Consider the following 18,451-nt stretch of genomic DNA (forward strand, 5'->3'; position numbering starts at 1 on the left):
CATTATGTTTGAATCGCTGCATGCGCTCTACACCTCGCTGGCGGCCAAATTGCCGGGCCTGGGGCCGTGGCTGGCGCCGCTGGCCTTCGCGCTCGCCTTCGTGAAATCCCTGCCTCTGGTGGCATTGTTCATCCCGGGCACGGCGCTGTTGCTATCCATCGGCGCGGCGATCCGCCTGAGTGAGGCGGGTTTTGTGGAGGTCTGGCTGGCCATCGCCCTGGGCGCCGCATTGGGCGATTGGGTGTCGTTCGCCGTGGGCGGTTGGGCGGGGCCGCGCGTCATGCATTGGCAGTGGGTCCGGCGGCGCCAGCAATTGGTGCTGCGGGCCGCGGCTTTCGTGCAGCGCTGGGGTGTCTTGAGTATCCTGCTGTGCCGGTTCTTCGGTCCCCTGAGAGCCACGGTGCCGATGGCCGCAGGTGTTTTCGGTATGCGTGCAGCCTGGTTTCAGGCCGCCAACTGGGTGTCGGCGCCGATTTGGGCCGCGGCGCTGCTGGCGCCGGGCTGGCTGGGCAGCCAATGGCTGCAATGAGGGGCGGCGCCGGGCAGCGCTTGTCCCGGCCCGGTCGCCACCCCGGGCGGGTTTACACCCCGACCACGGAGACCGCCTTGGTCACCAGATAGGCTTCCAGGGCCTCGGGCCCGCCTTCCGAGCCATAACCGGAATCCTTCACGCCGCCGAAGGGCAGTTCGGCCGAAGGCGTGGCTGGCTGGTTGACCCAGAGCATCCCCACTTCGAGCCGGCGCGAGAGCTCGTGCACGGTTTTGATGGAGCGCGTAAAGCCATATGCGGCGAGCCCGAAGGGCAGGCGGTTGGCCTCGGCGATGGCGTCATCCAGGTTGTCGAAACCTCGGATCGCGGCGATGGGCCCGAAAGGCTCCTCATTGAAGATGTCGGCTTCCAGCGGTACGTCCGCCAGGATGGTCGGCGCAAAAAAGTTGCCTGCGCCTCCCACGCGCGCGCCGCCCGTCGCAATGCGCGCGCCTTTCTCACTGGCGTTCTTGACGATCTTGTCCATCGCCGTCAGGCGGCGCTCGTTGGCCAAGGGGCCGAGCGTGGTCCCTTCGGCCAAGCCGTCGCCCAGCTTGAGCTTCTCGGCATGCGCCACCATGGCGCGTTCGAACTCGGCCTTGATGCTGTTGTGCACCAGAAAACGCGTGGGCGAAATGCAGACCTGGCCCGCGTTGCGGAACTTGGCGCCGCCCGACGCCTTGACCGCGAGCGCGACATCGGCGTCCTCGGCCACGATCACCGGGGCGTGGCCGCCAAGCTCCATGGTCACGCGCTTCATGTGGCGGCCCGCCAGGGCAGCGAGCTCTTTACCCACCGGCGTGGAGCCGGTGAAGGTCACTTTGCGGATCACCGGATGAGGGATGAGGTAGCTGGAGATTTCGGCCGGCGAACCGAACACCAGGCCCAACACGCCTTTGGGGATGCCGGCATCGACAAAGCAGTTGAGCAGGGCGGCCGGGGATGCCGGCGTCTCCTCAGGCGCTTTGACCAGGAATGAGCAGCCCGAGGCCAGCGCCGCGCCGAGCTTGCGCACCACCTGGTTGACGGGGAAATTCCAGGGAGTGAAGGCCGCGACCGGACCCACGGGCTCTTTGATGACGAGCTGCTGGGCTGCGACGTTGCGCGACGGCACGATGCGGCCATAGACGCGCAGCGCTTCATTGCCGAACCAGTCGATGATCTCCGCGGCTGCGAGCACTTCGCCGCGCGCTTCGACGAGCGGCTTGCCCTGTTCACGCGTGAGCAGGCGGGCCACGGCATCGGCGCGCTCACGCAACAGCGCGGCGGCTTTGCGCATGATGGCGCAACGCTCGTGGGCGGACATATCGCGCCAGGTTTCAAAGCCGCGTTGCGCGGCGGCCAGCGCGAGGTCCAGGTCCTGGCGGCTGGCGCTGGCGACCTGACCGATCTTCTGGCCGCTAGCCGGGTTGACTACGTCGATGCGCGCGCCGCCTTGGGCCTCGCGCCATTCGTTATCGATCAGTAGCAAAGTATCGGGATAGTCGCTCATCAGTATTCCGTGGTTGCAAGAAAGGTGGGATGCTCTCGGGGTGAGCATCATGTGGGACGCGTTATTCTCCAGGCGCGCATCCTGCGGTGCAAGGTCGAACGCGAAATCCCCAGCGCCTGCGCCGTGGCGCTGACATTCCAATCGCTGCGAGTCAGCGCGGCAAGCACGGCTTCCGGGTTCGCGGGATCGGCGGGCGCGCAGGCGGCGTGCGGCACCGCAGTGTTGAGCGGCGCGGGCAGGCAGTCCAGCCCTAGCTCCTGGCCGTCACACAGCGCCAGGGCGTAACGCGCCACGTGCAGCAGCTCGCGGAAATTGCCGGGCCAATGATAGCGGCTCAGCGCCAGCCGCGCGGCGGCCGACAGGCTGGGCGCATCCATGCCGGCCTGGCCGGCGGCGCTGGTGATGGCCTGCGCTATCAATTCGTCCAGATCCGCGCGATCCCGCAGGGCACTGAGACTGAGCGCCGCTCCCTGGATGCGGAAATGCAGATCGGCGCGAAAGCGCTGCATTTGCACCATCTGCGCAATGTCTCTGAAGCTGGCTGCGATCAAACCGAAGTCCACCCGGACGGGTTCGGTCGCGCCCACTGGCACGAACTCTTTCTCCGACAACACCTGCAGAAAACGGCTTTGCAGCGCAAGCGGCATGTCGCCGATCTCATCCAGGAACAAGGTGCCGCCGTCAGCCTGCAGCAAGCGCCCACGGGCGCCGTGCTTGGCTGCGCCGGTGAACGCGCCCGGCCGGTAGCCGAAGAGTTCGCTTTCTATCAGTTCGGCGGGAATCGCCGCGCAATTGATCGCCACAAATTGCCCGCCGCGGCGGGGGCCGGCATCGTGCAGGGCGCGCGCGAGCCGGGTCTTGCCCGTGCCGCTTTCGCCTTGCAGCAGGATGGGCAGGCCGCGCTCGTATAAACGGCGGGCGATGCGCAACTGTTCGCCCGTATGCGGATCCGAGCCGGCCAGGGCCTGCAGCGCGCGATCCTCCTGTGCGGCATCAGCCTGGCGAACACGCGCACGTGGCATGAGCGGGGCGGCGCGCACCGCGTGCGAGGAGGTCGAGGCGAGTTGGACATTGAGCGGCAGGCCCGTCAACGGCTCGATGACCGGACGCGGGCCGCGCAGCGACCGGATCAGGCCATCGACGTCATCCAGGCCATGCAGCCGCTGCCCAAAGACCGCGCTGTCCGCGCCCAGCATCTGCAGCGCGGCCGGCGTCGCATCGAGGACGCGGCCGCTGTCATCCAGCGCGATCCGGCCTTCGCCAGCCGGGTCGCAGAAATCCTGCGTCGGCGACAGTCGCAGCACCAGGCGGCCTGCGCAGCGCAGATCGAAACTGCGATTCTCGATGCGCCGCGCCGAGCTTTCCACCACTTTGCGTGCGATCTCGTGCACCGTGCGGTTCGAGGGCTTGAGGGAGGTGACATTCAGAACGGCCGCCAGTTCGCCGCGATGGCCGAAGATCGGAGCCACGGTGCAGGACAGGCCGGTCAGCCGTTGGGCGAAGTGTTCTTCCATCACCACCGACACGGGCGACAGCGTCTGGATGCACAAACCGATGCCATTGGTGCCCTGCGACGATTCGTTGAAACGCGCGCCGGGCTGGATGAGGGCGGCACGGCACAATGCATCGAGCTGGCTGTCGGCGCGCACCACCATCAGGGTGCCGTCCGGATTGGCAAGCATGAGCAAATGCACGTGATCGCCCAACTGCCGCAACATGCGGTCCAGCTCTCCCTGCGCCAGCGTGGCCAGTTCTTCGGCCGGCGCGCGCACCACGCCGAACTCGGCCTGTGTCAGCACATCCGGCTCGGGTACGCGGTCCGGCTCCAGCCCATGGCTGTCATAGCATCGCTGCCAGGAATCGCGGATGAGAGGGTCGGGCTGGGCGGGTCGGCCCAGCAGTTGGACATGGGCGCTCATGAGACGCTCCGCGTAAGGTTGTCCAGCTCAGTATAGAAAGAATGGCTCCCCGATGAAAACCGGGGGTCCTCGCCGCAGGACCCCCGCGAGGCACTAGCTACCCTGGCGCACGGCGGGCATGACCTCGGAGGCCAGGCGCGACATGGTTTCCCATTCCCAGGCGCGGTTGGGGCCCGAACCGTCCATCGAGGCCATCAGCAGACCATTGAAGGGCCCCACGTTGGCGCGGAATGCGAGCAGCTTCTCGGCCACGGTCTTGGGCGAACCATAGATGACCATGCTCTCCATGAGGCTTTCGACCGTGACACTGTCATCGGCTTGTTTGGGGTCCGACTTCATGACCGCGGTGTAATTGGCCGACTTCAGCACGCGCCACAGATAGTCGAAGTAGTAATAGTTGCTGCCCTGGGGATTCATTACGCGGTCACGGGCTTCCGCGTCGCTAGGGGCAATCAGGATATTGCGCGAGACTCGCCAGTCCAGACCCGTGGGCTTTCTGCCCGCCGCCTCGCAGCCTTCCTGATACTTCTGCCAATGGCTCTTGACCACATACTCGGGGCAGAAATTGGCGCTCATGGGGCCGAAGCCGCGCATGGCGGCGGTCTTGACGCTGCCTGAGTACGGCGACATCGCCGTCATCGTGATTTCCGGATGCGGCCGCTGATAGGGTTTGGGCAGATAGCCCACCCCGAGCTCCGGGATCACCATTTCTTTGAGCGACAACTGCCAGTGTTTGCCCTGGATGTCATAGGGCGGATCCTGGCTCCACAGCTTGAGAATGGTGTCGATGGACTCCATCATCCGCTCGTTGCGATACTCACCATCAAGCACCTGGAACAGCTCCATGTCACTGGCCAGCCCGCCGGGGCCGATGCCGAAGATCAGGCGCCCCCGGCTCAAATGGTCGAACTGCGCCACCTCGGCGGCGACCACCGCGGGATGATGATTGGGCAGGGCGATGACGCCCGTACCGAGCTTGATCTGCTTGGTGCGGTGGATCAGCGAAGCCAGAAACATCAGCGGCGAAGAAATGGGTTCGGTCGTGCACGACATGTGCTCGCCCACCCAGAACTCATCAAAACCCAACTGGTCGGCGTAAATCACCTTGTCGGCATCCTCCTCCAGCGTCTCGGCCATGGGCCTGGCGGCCGGATGCAAAGGCATGGCGAACATCCCTAGTTTCATGAGTTTGTCTCCTGGTTGTATCGTGCTGCGTTGGCGGCCGCAGGGCGGCCTGGGAAATCAAAGGGGTTGCGGTGCCAGGCAGGCGCTGCGCCCACCCAGCCAGACCAGTGGCGCATGGGCGGCGGCGTCCTGCTCGGGCAGAATGACCTCGTGGACGCGCACGATGAACAGCGTGTGCGTCCCGTAGGGCACGGCCTGGTCGACAGCGCCGAACACCACCGCGCGGGCGTGGGGCAGCCAGGGCAGGCGTGCCGCCTCGGGGGCCGTGTCCTGCCAGTCGTGCGACATAAAACGCTGGGCCCTGAGCTCGGAGCGCGAAAACGGCAGCAGCAAATGTTCTTGCTGCTGTGCCAGAAAATTGATGCACAGCTTGCCGCTGGCCTGCACCACCGGATGCAGCCCCGCCGTGCGATTGACCGACAGCAGCATCGAAGGAGGCTCCACCGACACCGAGATCACCGCCGACGCCGCCATCCCGTGCGGGCGCCCCTCTTCATCGCGGCTGGTCACCAGCGCGACCGTGGACGGAACATTGCGCATGGCCTCCTTCAGGCCAGGGGGTCGCTGATTCATTGCTGTCTCCGACTGTTGTCATGTCTGCCTTTGCGGCAGCTATGCGGAGAGATAATGCAAGAACCATGCCAAGTGCCTCGCCCCACGTGGAAGCCGCGCCGCGTGGCGCGCGGACTGTGTCATGACACAGTGGGCGCGGGGAGGGAGTGTGTCAGTGCGACACTGATGAGCCGCTGGCTGAACCGCCAACCGCTCTTGCCGCGGCAGGGGGGGCACCCGCCCCGGGCGAGCTGGCGGCGTCGGCTCCCGTGCCGCAGCGGGCCGCCACGTCGAGGGCGTGGTCTGACGGTCCTTCTTACCTGCGTATAGGTGTCAACGCCGGTTGAAAATTGACCCACTTTCGTCGGAATCGTCGGAGTAAAACTGACCCACCCCGGCGTTCAAAAACCTAGTTCCTGATCTTGATGTTTCCTGCTTTGCGCTTGTCCTTGAGCCGGTAGCTTTCCCCGGCAATCTGCACGATATGGGCGTGGTGCAGCAGGCGGTCGAGCAAGGCGGCGGTCAGCGTCTGATCCTCAGAGAAGCACGAGGCCCACTGGCTGAAGGGCAGATTGCTGGTGACGATGATGCTGGTACGCTCGTAGCGCTGGGCCACCACGTTGAAGAACAGGTTTGCTTCCTCGCGCCCGAAGGGCAGATAGCCAATCTCATCGATCACCAGCAAGCGCGGCCCGATGATGGCGCGGTTGAAGTACTGCTGCAGCCGGTCCTGTTTATGGGCAGTGGCCAACTGCATCATCAGGTCGGCGGCAGTCAGAAACCGGGTCTTGATGCCCGCCATGACGGCACGGTACGCCAATGCCTGCGCCAGGTGGCTCTTGCCCACGCCGCTGGGTCCCAGGAACACCACGTTCTCAGCCCGTTCGATAAAGCTCAGGGCCGCTAGTTCCTGGATCTGGGCACGCGGCGCACCACTGGCAAAGGCGAAGTCATAGTCTTCGATGGTCTTGACCGAGGGCAGCGTGGCGATCTTCATCAGGGCGGCGCGCTGGCGTTCGATCCGGGCGTCGTTCTCAATACCCAGAAGGCGCTCCAGGAAGTCGCCATGGCTGGCGTCTTCGCGGGCGCACTGCTGGGCCATGGCGGGCCACTCGCTGCCGATACGCTCCAGCTTCAGGACATCGCAGATCTGTTCGATGCGGTTGTGTTGAAGGTTCATGCTCGCACCTCCAGCAACTCGTTATAGGCCGACAGCGGGTGCTGAAAGCTCTCTCGCGGCACAGGCCGGTGAGAGGTGGCTGGCACCAGGATGCCGTGTTGCGCAGGCAATTGCAGTAGCCCCAGGCGCTCTTCCTGCAACCGCTTAGCGGGTCTCTCCCGAGTGGTGCCATGCAGCCGCTGATCGGCCACCTCCGTGAGCCAGCGACCGACGTGCGCGGTTGCTGCCGTCACATCGAAGCGCAGGCCAGCCTGCTTGAGAGTCGCGGCCAACGGGACACAGAAACTGCCCTTCAGGTATCCGTTGAAGCGTTCGACCTTGCCCTTGGTCTTGGCGCGATAAGGCTGGCATACACGCGGGGTGAAGCCGAACTCCTGGGCGACGGCCAACAGCCCGTTGTGCCAGCGATGCTGGCCGGGGCCGTAGGCATCGCGCTCGGTGATGATGGCGCCCGCGTTGTCGAACAACACGTGCTGGGGTACGCCGCCGAAGTAGATGAAGGCCTAACGCAGACATCCGAACCAAGTGTCGGCGCGCTCATCGGTGGTGAACCGCACCCAGCTCGAACGGCTGTATCCCAGCGTGGCGACAAAGGCCATCAAGGGATCACGGCCGCGCCGGATGTGGGTGAAGTCGGCCTGCATCTGTTTGCCAGGCGGCGTCTCAAAACGAACGACCGGTTCAGGCTCCTGGAGCTTGTAGCCGCCAAGATACTCCTTGAGTTGCGTTACACCACCGGGGTAGCCCAGTTCTTGAATCTCCCGCAGCAGCACGGCTGCTGGAATCCAGTGCGGCCGGGCCGCCTCGATGCGCCCGTGCAGATAGTCCTTGTACGGATCCAGCTTGGTGGTCCGTGCCTCGCGGGGCTTGTACTGCTGGGCATCAGCCTCACGCAGATACCGCCTGATCGTGTTGCGTGAGCAGCCCAGTTGCTTGGCCATCTCCCGAATGCTGACGCCGCGACGCGCCATTACCTTGATCTCCACTGCTTGCTCCTGAGTCAACATTGTCGGCGGCCAAAAGGCCGCCATCATTGCCCAGGTGGGTCAGATTTATTCCGACGCGGTGGGTCAGTATTACATCGGCGCTGACATATAGGCTCGCGTGAATCGCGTACGGCCAAAAAAACTCCAACCTGTGGCGTTAGGGAAAAGTTGGAATCAAATGAGCCGCAAGTTGTCATAATTGTCTGGCAGTGCATTGTTTCCGACTTCGTCAAGAAATGCCCCCTTGCGAGAATAGCTTCATCGCAAAACGTGCAAATGCCAGTTGCGACCCTCAGCCGGAGTCGCCTAGGCCAACCTCTGACCCAGGTCTCCTCCAATGTTCGAGCCGCTTAGTGAGTTTCCACGAGAAAGACGTTCTGCAGCACATCGTCGAACTCATGGTTCGTAATGGGGTGAGCACCGAGGAGTTCCTCCAGCCGCGGCCGCATGACGAGTTCTACTTGGTTTGCCTGGGCTTGCTCCAGGGCGCCGCGGGTGAAGGTTTGGTTGGTCACCGCGACTTTGCGAAAGCGAGTGCCTTGGAATCGAGCTTGATATCGCGCAGCACCAGCCACAACCTCTTTGACCGCATCCCAGTCGAGCTTCGCGGCTTTAGAGCTCTTGCACTGAAGAAGTTCACCGTCGCGACCTTTCACCGCTACGATATCGATGCCGCCGTCCCCGTTGCGCTTGGGCGTCACCGTTGCATCGAAACCGAGCTTTCGCCACAACAAGCAGCAGAAGGCCTCGAAGGCGTCCCCGTCCATCCGGTCCACGTCGCCCATGGTGAGGTTTCGCTTCGGCAACGATTCTGCCGCATTGGTATCTCCGACGAACTCAGAGAAGCTCGCGTCTTTCCCGGCTCCATTTAACATGGCAGTCAGCCCACCATCATCCAAGGTTGTGCCTGACAAACCCGCCTTGCGCTTCAGCAACTCATCCAGCCGAACTTCGAAGGTCGCAAAATCATCAGCCACTACAGTTGGACAGTAGACGAAAACGTCTCGTTCCTGGCCGATACGGAAGGCGCGGTCGGTCGCCTGCGATTCTTTTGAAGGATTCCAGGCACGGGTGAAGTGAATGACATGGTTGGCAGCGGTGACATTAAGGCCCGCGCCAGCGGCCAAGGTGGACAAGATGATGACGTCGAATCCTTGCTTGGCGGAAAACCGGTCAAGGTAGCGCTGCCTTCCCTGCGTGTCGCCGTTAATGATGTCCGGGCGAATATCAAACGTTTCCCTGAGACAATAGTACAAAGCGGCCTGAACCTCACGAAGCTCTGTGAATACTATTGCCTTCTCGCCTGCCGCCTTTACGTCTGTTAGGCGTTGAAGGAGCCATCCGAGCTTTGGTGAGTTTGCAATATGCGTTTTAAGTCCGGACTCGTCGACGAGGAACTTACTACCAGGCAGGCAGTAGGGCTCCGCGCATATAGCCCTCATCAGATGCAATGCGCCGAAGGACAGTCGCGCCCGTTTTTTCCCGTTCGACTCATCTGTCGCGTCTTGGAGCTTCTTCAAGCCCCCCTTGTAGAGGATGCGCTGGTGTTCTGTGAGCGTAATCTCCAATCGGTCTTCATCGGCCAAGGAAGATTTGAACGCCAGCTCGGCTTGGTTTGCTTTTTTGTGAGCAAAGTATTTTTTGGGAAGGTCAGCCGCGATGTCGGCCTTCGTCCGGCGGAGCGTTTGCGGGCGAATCGCGGCCTGGAGCCGATTCAGAGCCGAAACCTGCTCGTCGGTCTCGCACTCGATAGGTCTACGGTAAGTCTTGCCGAATTCCTCCAGCGCGCCAAGCAAGCCCGGCTGCACCATGTCGAACAGGCACCAAAGGTCGGCCAGAGAATTCTCTACCGGCGTACCAGTGCACGCGATGCGGAAGTCGGCCTTCAACTTCTTGGTCGCCAACGTCACTAACGTGCCAGGAGTCTTTATCCGCTGCGCTTCATCGCAGATGAGGAACGCGAACCGCTGCTTGGCTAACGAGAATTCATACGAGGTCAGAACCTCGTAGGTCGTGATGATAATCTTTGCCGTCCCAATCCATCCGGGTTTGAACAGGTCGACGATGTTCTTGTCCCGAAGTTGACCGTCGATAAGGCTCAGCGGTTGCTTGCGTGTCTTTAACTCGTCGCCATACAGTACAAGTACTTCAGGAAATGAGTCAGTGAAGAACTTGTGGGCTTCGTTGGCCCAGTTTTCCAAGAGGCTCTTCGGCGCGAGGATAATAGAAGGGGCAGCATTCGGATTGGTTTCGTAGTAGCAACCGAGTACCGATAGCAATTGCAATGTCTTGCCAAGGCCCATATCGTCGGCCAGCAGTGCGCCGCGGCACTCCGAGGGAGCCTTAGAAACTAAATGCTGGAACCAGGCGACTCCATAGAGCTGATGTTTCTTCAGCGAGACGCCCGCACGTAAACACCGGGGAAGCTGCGCCTGCCAGTCTTCGGGCAGGGCGAGCGACTCTCGGCGTTCCTCAAGGTAGTCCACTCCATGAAAGTTTGTCTTCACTAACAAAGTTTGACGCGGCGCTTTCGGTTCTCTTGACTTAGCTTCTCCGTCTCCTTTAATCCGTTCCGGCGCTTGAACCATACTCTTGAAGGTTTCGACCAGCGTGCGGGCCTGCGTGGTGGCTATTGCAGTCGGAAGACTCTCGTTTTTCACCTCGCTGATACCCTTTGATTCTGCATCGGCGACCTGCTTGTCGAAGTCCTGGACCCACTGCTGGGTTAGCGGGACGAGCACCTGTTCCTCGTTACCCTGCAGCGTAACTTTGACCATTGGAGTCAAGTCGGACGGCAGCCACCCTTTTTCCTCCTCCCCTTCCTGCTTGTCTCGCTGAAAGACCGGCACATAAATGGGTTTGACCGAGCCAATTCCTTCGATGCGCCCACTGTAGCCGTCAAGCTCGTAGACGTCTTCGAAGTTGATGCGCTCCGCTGGCTGCGTTTGCCAGAGATGTGCCAGCTGCAGTCCCTGTTCCAGCTGCCCCGTGGACTCTGCATCGACAGTTAGATCGAATTCTTCCCAAGGGAACCGTTCACGGTCTTGTTCCAGTGCTTCTTTTAATGCCGCTAAGAACGTTTCAAGTCCTTCAGGTGTTCTGAGATCCTTGGTTTCTGTTCTGGCGGTCCCGTCCCCAAAGTGCTCGGTAATGAGCAGGTCAACAGTATTGAGACGACCGTTCGTGGTTCTGCCCACGATACTAAAAACGGCGGCAACCGCGCCAGCCTCTGCCCGGTCAAGCAGGAACTCGTCTTCCTTGATGACTTCGTGTGCCGCATCACCGAGGAATGCGAATGGGTTATGGATGAACTTTTCGGCCTTCGCTCCCGCGACACGGCGCCCTGGCATCTCGCGTTTAATGACGGAGAGAACTTTATGTACTGGCTCCGAGATAACCACGCGGACTCGCCCAGCGCCACGGGTCAAGTCATAGTGCGGTTGAACCGAATTGAATCCATCGAAGGCAGTTAGCCATCCGTCCGGAGCACCTTCGAAAGAAGGGAAGACGGTTTGAACGCGCCCAAAGGGCGTATCCTCGTTCGATGTTGGTAGGCGCAGACAGTCCGGTGTGAGAACGAACGTCGTCTCTAGATAGGTGCTTGCATAGAGGGCTCCAGCACGGTCAGCAACGCGTCGAATACGGCCCCAGGCTAGCTCTTGCGCCTGCTGTGTTTTCTCACTGTCGGAGCGTGCCCGGAAGGCTTCCACTTCCGAGATAGTTGCCCATGCTGCGCCAGACAGGAGTTGATACTTACCACCCACTGTGGCTACCGCGCCTTCCAATTGGTCCAAGCGCACCTGTTGACTTCCGTCTGTCCATCCGGCTATAGAGACCTCGAAGTCGCTGCCCGACACAGTTCCAGAGCCATCGAGGATGGGGCGAAGGGGGCCTTGCGGCGGGAGATTAAGAAGCTGTAGCGCGCCAACGTGCTCGGCAGAACCCAGAAGCTCATAGATATCGACCCAAGGTATGGTCGCGCTTTTGCTATCGAGAACGCAGCGATTCTCTCCTGCAAGCTGTGCAAGGTAAGCTCCCAGAACCGAGTCTTCAGGCCCGGCCCGGTGGATGACCTCCAACAGCCCATCGGCGGACACGTCGACCAGCTCGTGGGAGAACTCCACACGCACGCCTTCGCGAGTCCAGGTTGTTTTGAGAGCTGGCCCACCGTTCCTGCCATTCGTGGCCCGTTTGAAGATGTCGAGGAATCCCATCAGTTCTCCGGGTAGTACCATGCCAACCGCGACTTAGCCCACTTGAAGCCAAGCGCCTTAAGTTCAGTTTCTAGTAACCCGCTGTGGTTTCGGTCCTCTACCCACAATCGGCCCCCCTTGGCTTCGCGACGATCGTCGATATGAGCGCCGGGAAAACGACGTACCAGGGCATTCAGGGAGGCCATATTGGGTCCATTGGCCGGCGTGGAGGTCCGACTGCCCGAGCTCGTTGAGCCGCTAGTTCGCGTCGACGCTGCGGCGCCCACGCTTGGTGGGAAGGGGGGAGGTTGACGAGGAGGCCGTTCGTCAGGCCAGATGCCGAGCTGCTGTAGCTCAGTCTCCGCTCGATCGTCCCAGCCGTCTCGATGGACAATGCGCAGAGCACACCCGACCTCTGGCCGGAAGCCCGCCGCTAAGTCAATGGTGCCGCCGTCGTAGTGTCCGGCGAGCCGTTCGAACGGCAGTCGGTCAGCTTGGTAGACGTAGCATGCGTTCGGCTTCTTACTGAACTCGATGATGAGGTAACTGCCGATTTGCATGATGAAGGCATCCACCTCAGCCTTGCCACTCAACTTGGCGTATGCTCCCTCCTCGCGGGCGATGAGGTCGCGGATACCAGCATTTGTGCATTTCAGCGCCATGGTGTCGGAACCAAAGACCAAACGTGTCCATTGAATCTGATTAAGGTACTTAGACCAGAATGCTAAACGGCCTTCGTCGGCACTATTCCGAGCCGCCAGGATGTCGAAGAAATCCTTTAGGTTGCGCTTGTTGACCCAGTTAAGCACCATGCGCCATACAGGGTCTGGCACGCGATTCCAAGCAGGGGCAATGCCGGCAACCTTGAGTTTGGGATTTTTCCAAACCGTCGGATGACAAACGAAGTCGCTAAGATGTTCGTTCGGTGGTGTGCTTTTGCAGGCGTGATACCGGATGAGAATGGCCTCTAGCGCCTCGTCGCGGAATGCTGGTTTACTGGCGATGAGTTTGATGAGCTGCGGGACAAGCCTCTGGAATTCTGCGTCGCCAGTCGCTAATGCACATTTGACCGCACCGAGGACTAGAGTGTGCCAGAACCAGCTTGACGGTGGGATTCCGAGGTCTGCAGCGAGGCGCTCGGTTGGTTCAGTTTCTCCGCGCAGGTATGCACTGGCATATTTTTCTACCGGTTCGGTCGTGAGTACTTGAGCTTCTTTTCGCAGTACATGGACCCAGTCGGGAACCAGGTTCTCCCCGGCTTGACGGTTAATCAGAGGCCAGGTGCGCTCAAGAAAGGCTCGCAGGGATTCCCATCCGGTTCGCGTTAGCTCGTCGTTGCCAGCTTCGACGTTGAAGTTGAAGTACGAGTACAGCAACCCGTGCCAGGTCAGTCGCCACAGGTCGCCGTGCTCAGCCTCGGCTTCGTATGAGGCAAGTAGCGTCGGGAAACGCTTCGTTCCGAGCATCATCGCACCTGATTGCTCGTGGATTGGGACTGCCACGGCGCAAGCGACCAAGTCCCTTTGCCACGCATCTAATGGCTGACCGCGAATGAATGCGCGGGCGGCGGCGTAGGCATCTTCCTTCCTAGGCCGGGCTTTGGCGTAGCCTTGGAAAAGCTGTTCGGCGTCGCGGGCGCGGTTCTCAATAAGGGCCGGTTGCCCGAACTCCCCGGTGAGTAAGCCCATGGCCACGATGGACGACGTTAGGTCTTCCCCCAATTTTTGAAGTGCAGATACCGCTAGCACCGGCCGAACTCCTTCCCTTTGAGAACATCGCTGGTTTCGGGAATTTCTTCATCCAAGCCCCAAAAATCGATCTTTAACTCTACGCGACGGCTTTCTGCTTTATCCTTCTTGATGGAGTTGAAGGAGTAGCCACCCACTAAAAATAACTCCTGGACTTTGCGCAGTTGTCCCGAAGTCAACGCGTCAGCCGGTCCGTTACTCTGGAACAAAGAGCAGACAACGCTGCGACTGCGGTCCAGGCTAAGCTGCAAGTTGTAGAGATAAGTGCCGTCTTCATCCGTGAATCCTTCGACGACGACGCTTCGAATCCATCTGTGCCCGTCGGGCGACTCTTTTGCGCGTAGTAGCACGGGTACATAGTTTCGAAGGAACTGCCCGGCCGTGTTGCTGATGGTGTAGCTGCCGCTTTCAAATCGAACTTCCTTTCCTAGATCGATTCGAAAGTTTTTCTGGTCAATGCCTACGCCAGCGCTTTTGGGGTCTGTGGCAATCATGCGCATCACCCGTTCGATTGCGTCGCTTCGTTCTCTTGAGGCTCTTGTGGCAGCATCGATGCTTTGCGTGACGGAGACCAGCGTTACCGCCATCACGACCAAGAACAGCACCATCAGCGCCGACATCAGGTCCGAGAAGGAAATCCAGAACGGACTTTCCCCCTCGTGTTTGGCTCCTCGCTTGAGGACGAGTCGTGAAAGCACGTCAGGCCCTCTTCATGCGCTGAACGGCATTGGCTAGCTCCTGCACCACCCCGTTGAGATGGCCGGTCCCTTGAGCAAGATGGCGGTCGGTCTCGGCGATGGTCGACTTGACCTGGCTCACCAGAGAGTTGCCGAAGTCGCTGAACGCTTTCACCAGTGCATCGTTTACGTGGTCCAGGTGTGAGCGCGCCTCTGCCTCCGACTGACGCATGGCTTCGGCACTGGCTTTGATGCTGTTGACCAGCTCTTGCGATACTCCTGCTTCCTTCTTGACTGACTCGATAAGTCCCATGAGCGCGGCTACTTGGGTGTCTACCGTGCGACGCGTGGAGTCGTACTGTTCGAACCCACGCTGAACTGCCGTCGAGGCTGCTTGCAATGAGGCGGCAGTCGTTGCCAACGTGTCCGTGACCTTTGTCGAACGTTCGAAAGTGCCGGTCACGGCGTTTCCCGCAGTTTCGAATCGCTGGGCTGCTGAACCCATGGCCAAAGCCCCCTGATTCATACCATCGATGGCCCTTAGTGATACCTCACCGAGTGCGTCAATGTTCTGCTGCGTTTTCATGACTTGACTGGAGACGGCATCTAGCACGGACTCTACCTGCGTTGCTAGTCCACCAACGAGTTGGTTCGTCTGAGTAGCCAAGCGGTCATTGCGACTCGATTCCTCTAGCGCTGATGTCTTGCGAACCTTCTCCATTCCGTCCATGGCGGTAGCAACTTCGCTGAGGACCTTCATCACCGCTTCGTCCATAGCCTGCTTGGACTTGTCTTGTTCTTCGGTGACCAGGCGCCGGAAGTCTTGAACAAAGTCGCGCATTTGGTCGGTGAGCAATTGTTGGTTGTCGGCCGCCTTCTTCATGGCATCTTCAAGTGTCCCGCTCATCTGGGAAGCAGCTTGTTCGTTGGTGTGCTTGATGTCGGTTAGAAGTCCTTGCAAAGACGACTGCACTGCTGCCATCGACTCCATTGATTTCTGCATCTGTTCATTGATGCCGCGCATCTGGCCGCCAAAGGTGTCCTCCAGTTTCGCCATAAAGCCAGTGAGCAAGGTTTCAAGCATTGAGTTCACCTGCTCGCCATTGCCTCGCGCCGTGACCTCCATGGCATCGCTCACGCGCTTCATCGGCTCGGCGATGGCCTGCGAGATGGAGTCTCCGATGTGAGTTCCCAAGGCCAGGGAGGAAGCCTCTTGCGCAGCAATCTGACGTTCAACCAAGTTGGTCATCATCTTGTGGAGGTCTTCCACAAGAGCGTCTTTTAATTGAGCGGTACTCGCAGCATTCTGCTCGGAGGACCTGACTAGCCGTTCCAGATAGTCCTCACCAGCTCCGGTCGCATAGAGGCTGTCGATAGCGTGGGTCAGGTGTTCGACGAGGCGATACAGGCGCGCTACGATGAAACGGCTAAAGAGGACCACCACCATGGCGCAAAAAATCGCTGCGCCGGAGGCTAAAAAAGCATGTTGCACGCCTTCCAGAAGTGGGCCAAGTCCATTGACTGTGTTCTGAATTTTCTCGGGGTCGACTTTGAACTTCTCTAAGCCATCGAGTAGGCCGGCGAATGTTCCAATAATGCCCAGCCCGGTCAAGACGCCCGGCAAGTGCCGAGTGAATTCTTCGAAGAGGCGTCCGTCGACTAAGACCTCTTTGGTAAACATTGACTCGGCCGGGACCGTGGCACGGACTTCCGTGAGGGAGGTGGCTCCTGAACCTGCCTTGCGGAACTCGTGCAATGTATGGGAGTACTCTCCCCAGAGGTGTTTCAGCGGCTTCCAGTGAAACGCACGGCCAACCTCATCGGGGGCTGGTGCCATGCCCGCTTTGCGTGCTTTCCTCAACGCTTTAAGGATAGATCGAATCTGCCACGACACTCGTGTGCCCTGGATGACATACCCCACGAGGAACACCAGCGTCAGGGCAGCAACAAACAGAAAAACAACGAGCGGAAGTCCATGCAGTTTCTCCAGAGATGGATGAACTGAGCCCAGCAACTTTGATACCTCGTACACTTCTTCGTCCTCCCGCTTTGCTCTCGTATTCGGCGAGGCAGCAGTCTTTTCGTTGATGCCAAGACGCATGTAGACGGTTTATGCCGAGCATCAGGCAGTGATGATGCCTTGCCACTCCCCAGGGGCATCCGGCCTCAGGCGACGCTTTGTCATGTGGGCACCTTGGTGGATAAATCCGAGACCGTCCGTTTGCGTATATCTATATATTTCGTCACGCAACAATATTGTACGTTAAGGTGGCTACCCGCCAAGTTTGCGATTTAAATAACTACCTGATTCGCAGGATATAATTGACGAAGCTGAGGTCAAGCTGAGTTGTCTGGGAACGAAATTTAATGCGCGCATAAATAAATTTGCGCTGAAAGAAGTTACACCACTTGGTGGCTGGATAAATAAAGCGTATTGGTCTGCGGCAGACAAGGGGTGCGACGAAAGGTTATGGAATGAACGGGCAGTGGGGCGTGATGGTAACCCTCCTTAATTTTAGTGATTGGCAGAAATAGCAGGACCACGCGTCCACGGCTAACTGCTGTCTGGGGATAAATCTGCCTAGGACCATATTGGGGCCCCCGTAATCGTTGGGCCACACATCTGCAGTGTGACGACGCGCTGTACGTGGTTCAGATCTTTCCAACGATATTGGGATAGCCTTTCTTAGCACATGGTTCTGTTGAACCTCTCGACGTAAAGACGTCACCGCCTTCGTAGCGGTGCAATTCAGGAGCTATTGTATTGACCCAGTGAAAACCTGCTCACGTCATAATTGAGGAAGTACGACGATGAGCATGAAGATGGAAGACGATATCAAGCGATGGACAGCCAAACGCAAGAGCGCATTGGTGCTGGAGATCATTCAAGGCAAGACCACGGTCTCCGAGGCGAGCCGGCAATACGACCTGGCGCCCTCCGAGGTCGAGCAATGGGTCGATGACGCCAAGCGAGGCATGGAGAACGCGCTTCGTGCGAACCCGCTGGATATCAAAGAGCAGTACGAACGCCAGCTCAAGGATCTGCAAGAGGCCTATGGCGAGGCGATGCTGGAGCTGCGTGCGAGAAAAAAGCTGCAAGCCCTGTTGGACGAGGAAGGGAAATGATCCTTCGCGTGCAGCAGGGCTTGGCCGATGATGGCTTTGATGTTCCGCTGACTAAGCTGTGCCGTTGGTTCGGTGTGCCCAGGCGCACGGTGTACTACCGGTCGGTCAAATCACCCGCCAAGATCGATCCCAAGTATGCCGAGCCGATCAAGGCCTTGATCGAAGAGTCACCGTCGTTTGGCTATCGCACGGTGGCCTATCTGTTGGGGTTCAACAAGAACACGGTGCAGCGCATCTTCCAGCTTAAGGGTTGGCAGGTTCGCAAGAGGCCGATTGGCTTCAGGCCCCGGATTCAAGCGCTGCCGTCGGTGGCCTCCCTGCCAAACGAACGCTGGTCGACGGATATGTGTCGGGTCTGGGCCGGCCGTGATGGCTGGGCGACCTTGGCACTGGTGATTGACTGCCATACCCGGGAACTGCTGGGCTGGCATCTGTCGCGCAGTGGCAAGGCCTGCACGGCTGGCAGCGCGCTGGAGCATGCGCTGATTGCCCGGTTCGGCACCTTAGGTCGTGTTCCCGAACCGTTTCTGCTTCGGTCAGACAACGGCTTGGTTTTCTGCAGCCGCAGCTACACAGCATTGGTACGCAGTTATGGACTACGCCAGGAGTTCATCACGCCGCATTGCCCACAGCAAAACGGCATGGTTGAACGTGTCATCCGAACACTTAAAGAACAGTGCGTGCACCGGCACCGCTTCGAAACCCTACAGCACGCCAGCCGCGCAATCGGCGACTGGATCAGCTTTTATAACCATCGACGCCCACATCAGGCGCTGAAGATGATGACTCCGGCTCAGGCATTCGCTTTAGCCGCTTAACCTGTGCAGGTTCTGCTGGGTCAATACACTATTGCCCAGTAGCCGC

Annotated in this window: 12 protein-coding genes and 1 pseudogene; 3 read left to right on the forward strand and 10 right to left on the reverse strand. The window is 59.8% G+C overall.

The features are described from left to right. The first annotated feature begins 4 nt into the window (after window positions 1-4). Window positions 5-529, forward strand: coding sequence for a DedA family protein (locus CAL22_RS07025; RefSeq protein WP_094811732.1), 525 nt, complete (start codon window positions 5-7; stop codon window positions 527-529). Between the two features lie 52 nt (window positions 530-581). Here the strand turns inward: CAL22_RS07025 and CAL22_RS07030 are convergent, their stop codons facing one another. The 10 genes and pseudogenes from CAL22_RS07030 to zorA all read right to left on the reverse strand — a co-directional run bounded on the left by CAL22_RS07030 (window position 582) and on the right by zorA (window position 16,562). Next, entirely contained in the window at window positions 582-2,021 is a 1,440-nt protein-coding gene (locus CAL22_RS07030) for an NAD-dependent succinate-semialdehyde dehydrogenase (protein ID WP_094811734.1), read from the reverse strand. 47 nt (window positions 2,022-2,068) lie between these two features. Next, on the reverse strand, window positions 2,069-3,940 hold the full coding sequence (locus CAL22_RS07035; protein WP_094811736.1) for a sigma-54-dependent Fis family transcriptional regulator: 1,872 nt from the start codon (window positions 3,938-3,940) through the stop codon (window positions 2,069-2,071). 93 nt (window positions 3,941-4,033) lie between these two features. Next, window positions 4,034-5,125 carry an LLM class flavin-dependent oxidoreductase gene (locus CAL22_RS07040; RefSeq protein ID WP_094811738.1) on the reverse strand — a complete coding sequence of 364 codons (1,092 nt, stop codon included), beginning with the start codon at window positions 5,123-5,125 and terminating at the stop codon, window positions 4,034-4,036. A 57-nt stretch (window positions 5,126-5,182) separates the two neighbouring features. After that, the gene (locus CAL22_RS07045; RefSeq protein WP_094811740.1) at window positions 5,183-5,698 is read right to left on the reverse strand and encodes a flavin reductase family protein; all 516 of its coding nucleotides are present in this window, start codon (window positions 5,696-5,698) and stop codon (window positions 5,183-5,185) included. Between the two features lie 388 nt (window positions 5,699-6,086). Next, window positions 6,087-6,857, reverse strand: a complete 771-nt coding sequence (gene istB, locus CAL22_RS07050) for an IS21-like element helper ATPase IstB (RefSeq protein WP_005013542.1) — start codon at window positions 6,855-6,857, stop codon at window positions 6,087-6,089. Then, a pseudogene (gene istA, locus CAL22_RS07055) lies at window positions 6,854-7,864 on the reverse strand (IS21 family transposase). Before istA ends, istB begins: the two are co-directional and overlap by 4 nt. Before the next feature lie 329 nt (window positions 7,865-8,193). Beyond that, complete coding sequence (locus tag CAL22_RS07060) at window positions 8,194-12,057, reverse strand: SNF2-related protein (RefSeq protein WP_094811742.1); 3,864 nt, start codon at window positions 12,055-12,057, stop codon at window positions 8,194-8,196. Then, window positions 12,057-13,784 (reverse strand): EH signature domain-containing protein, encoded by a 1,728-nt coding sequence (locus CAL22_RS07065; RefSeq protein WP_094811744.1) that lies wholly within the window; start codon window positions 13,782-13,784, stop codon window positions 12,057-12,059. The genes CAL22_RS07060 and CAL22_RS07065 overlap by 1 nt, the downstream gene beginning before the upstream one ends. After that, complete coding sequence (locus CAL22_RS07070; protein ID WP_143276944.1) at window positions 13,778-14,482, reverse strand: OmpA family protein; 705 nt, start codon at window positions 14,480-14,482, stop codon at window positions 13,778-13,780. The genes CAL22_RS07065 and CAL22_RS07070 overlap by 7 nt, the downstream gene beginning before the upstream one ends. Window position 14,483: 1 nt before the next feature. Continuing rightward, entirely contained in the window at window positions 14,484-16,562 is a 2,079-nt protein-coding gene (gene zorA / locus CAL22_RS07075; protein WP_244193805.1) for an anti-phage ZorAB system protein ZorA, read from the reverse strand. Between the two features lie 710 nt (window positions 16,563-17,272). Here zorA and CAL22_RS07080 point away from each other — a divergent pair. Beyond that, window positions 17,273-17,587, forward strand: a complete 315-nt coding sequence (locus tag CAL22_RS07080) for a DUF1153 domain-containing protein (protein ID WP_094811746.1) — start codon at window positions 17,273-17,275, stop codon at window positions 17,585-17,587. Beyond that, window positions 17,584-18,405: an IS3 family transposase gene (locus CAL22_RS07085; protein ID WP_094811748.1), complete on the forward strand. Its 822-nt coding sequence runs from the start codon at window positions 17,584-17,586 to the stop codon at window positions 18,403-18,405. The genes CAL22_RS07080 and CAL22_RS07085 overlap by 4 nt, the downstream gene beginning before the upstream one ends. Window positions 18,406-18,451: the final 46 nt, after the last annotated feature.

It is taken from the genome of Bordetella genomosp. 12 (genome assembly GCF_002261355.1).
GTDB lineage: Bacteria > Pseudomonadota > Gammaproteobacteria > Burkholderiales > Burkholderiaceae_B > Bordetella.

Excerpts from the sequence above, each read along its gene's own strand:
- CAL22_RS07025 (WP_094811732.1), top strand. The coding sequence starts at position 5 with ATGTTTGAATCGCTGCATGCGCTCTACACCTCGCTGGCGGCCAAATTG.
- CAL22_RS07030 (WP_094811734.1), bottom strand. The coding sequence starts at position 2,021 with ATGAGCGACTATCCCGATACTTTGCTACTGATCGATAACGAATGGCGC.
- CAL22_RS07035 (WP_094811736.1), bottom strand. The coding sequence starts at position 3,940 with ATGAGCGCCCATGTCCAACTGCTGGGCCGACCCGCCCAGCCCGACCCT.
- CAL22_RS07040 (WP_094811738.1), bottom strand. The coding sequence starts at position 5,125 with ATGAAACTAGGGATGTTCGCCATGCCTTTGCATCCGGCCGCCAGGCCC.
- CAL22_RS07045 (WP_094811740.1), bottom strand. The coding sequence starts at position 5,698 with ATGAATCAGCGACCCCCTGGCCTGAAGGAGGCCATGCGCAATGTTCCG.
- istB (WP_005013542.1), bottom strand. The coding sequence starts at position 6,857 with ATGAACCTTCAACACAACCGCATCGAACAGATCTGCGATGTCCTGAAG.
- CAL22_RS07060 (WP_094811742.1), bottom strand. The coding sequence starts at position 12,057 with ATGGGATTCCTCGACATCTTCAAACGGGCCACGAATGGCAGGAACGGT.
- zorA (WP_244193805.1), bottom strand. The coding sequence starts at position 16,562 with ATGCGTCTTGGCATCAACGAAAAGACTGCTGCCTCGCCGAATACGAGA.
- CAL22_RS07080 (WP_094811746.1), top strand. The coding sequence starts at position 17,273 with ATGAGCATGAAGATGGAAGACGATATCAAGCGATGGACAGCCAAACGC.
- CAL22_RS07085 (WP_094811748.1), top strand. The coding sequence starts at position 17,584 with ATGATCCTTCGCGTGCAGCAGGGCTTGGCCGATGATGGCTTTGATGTT.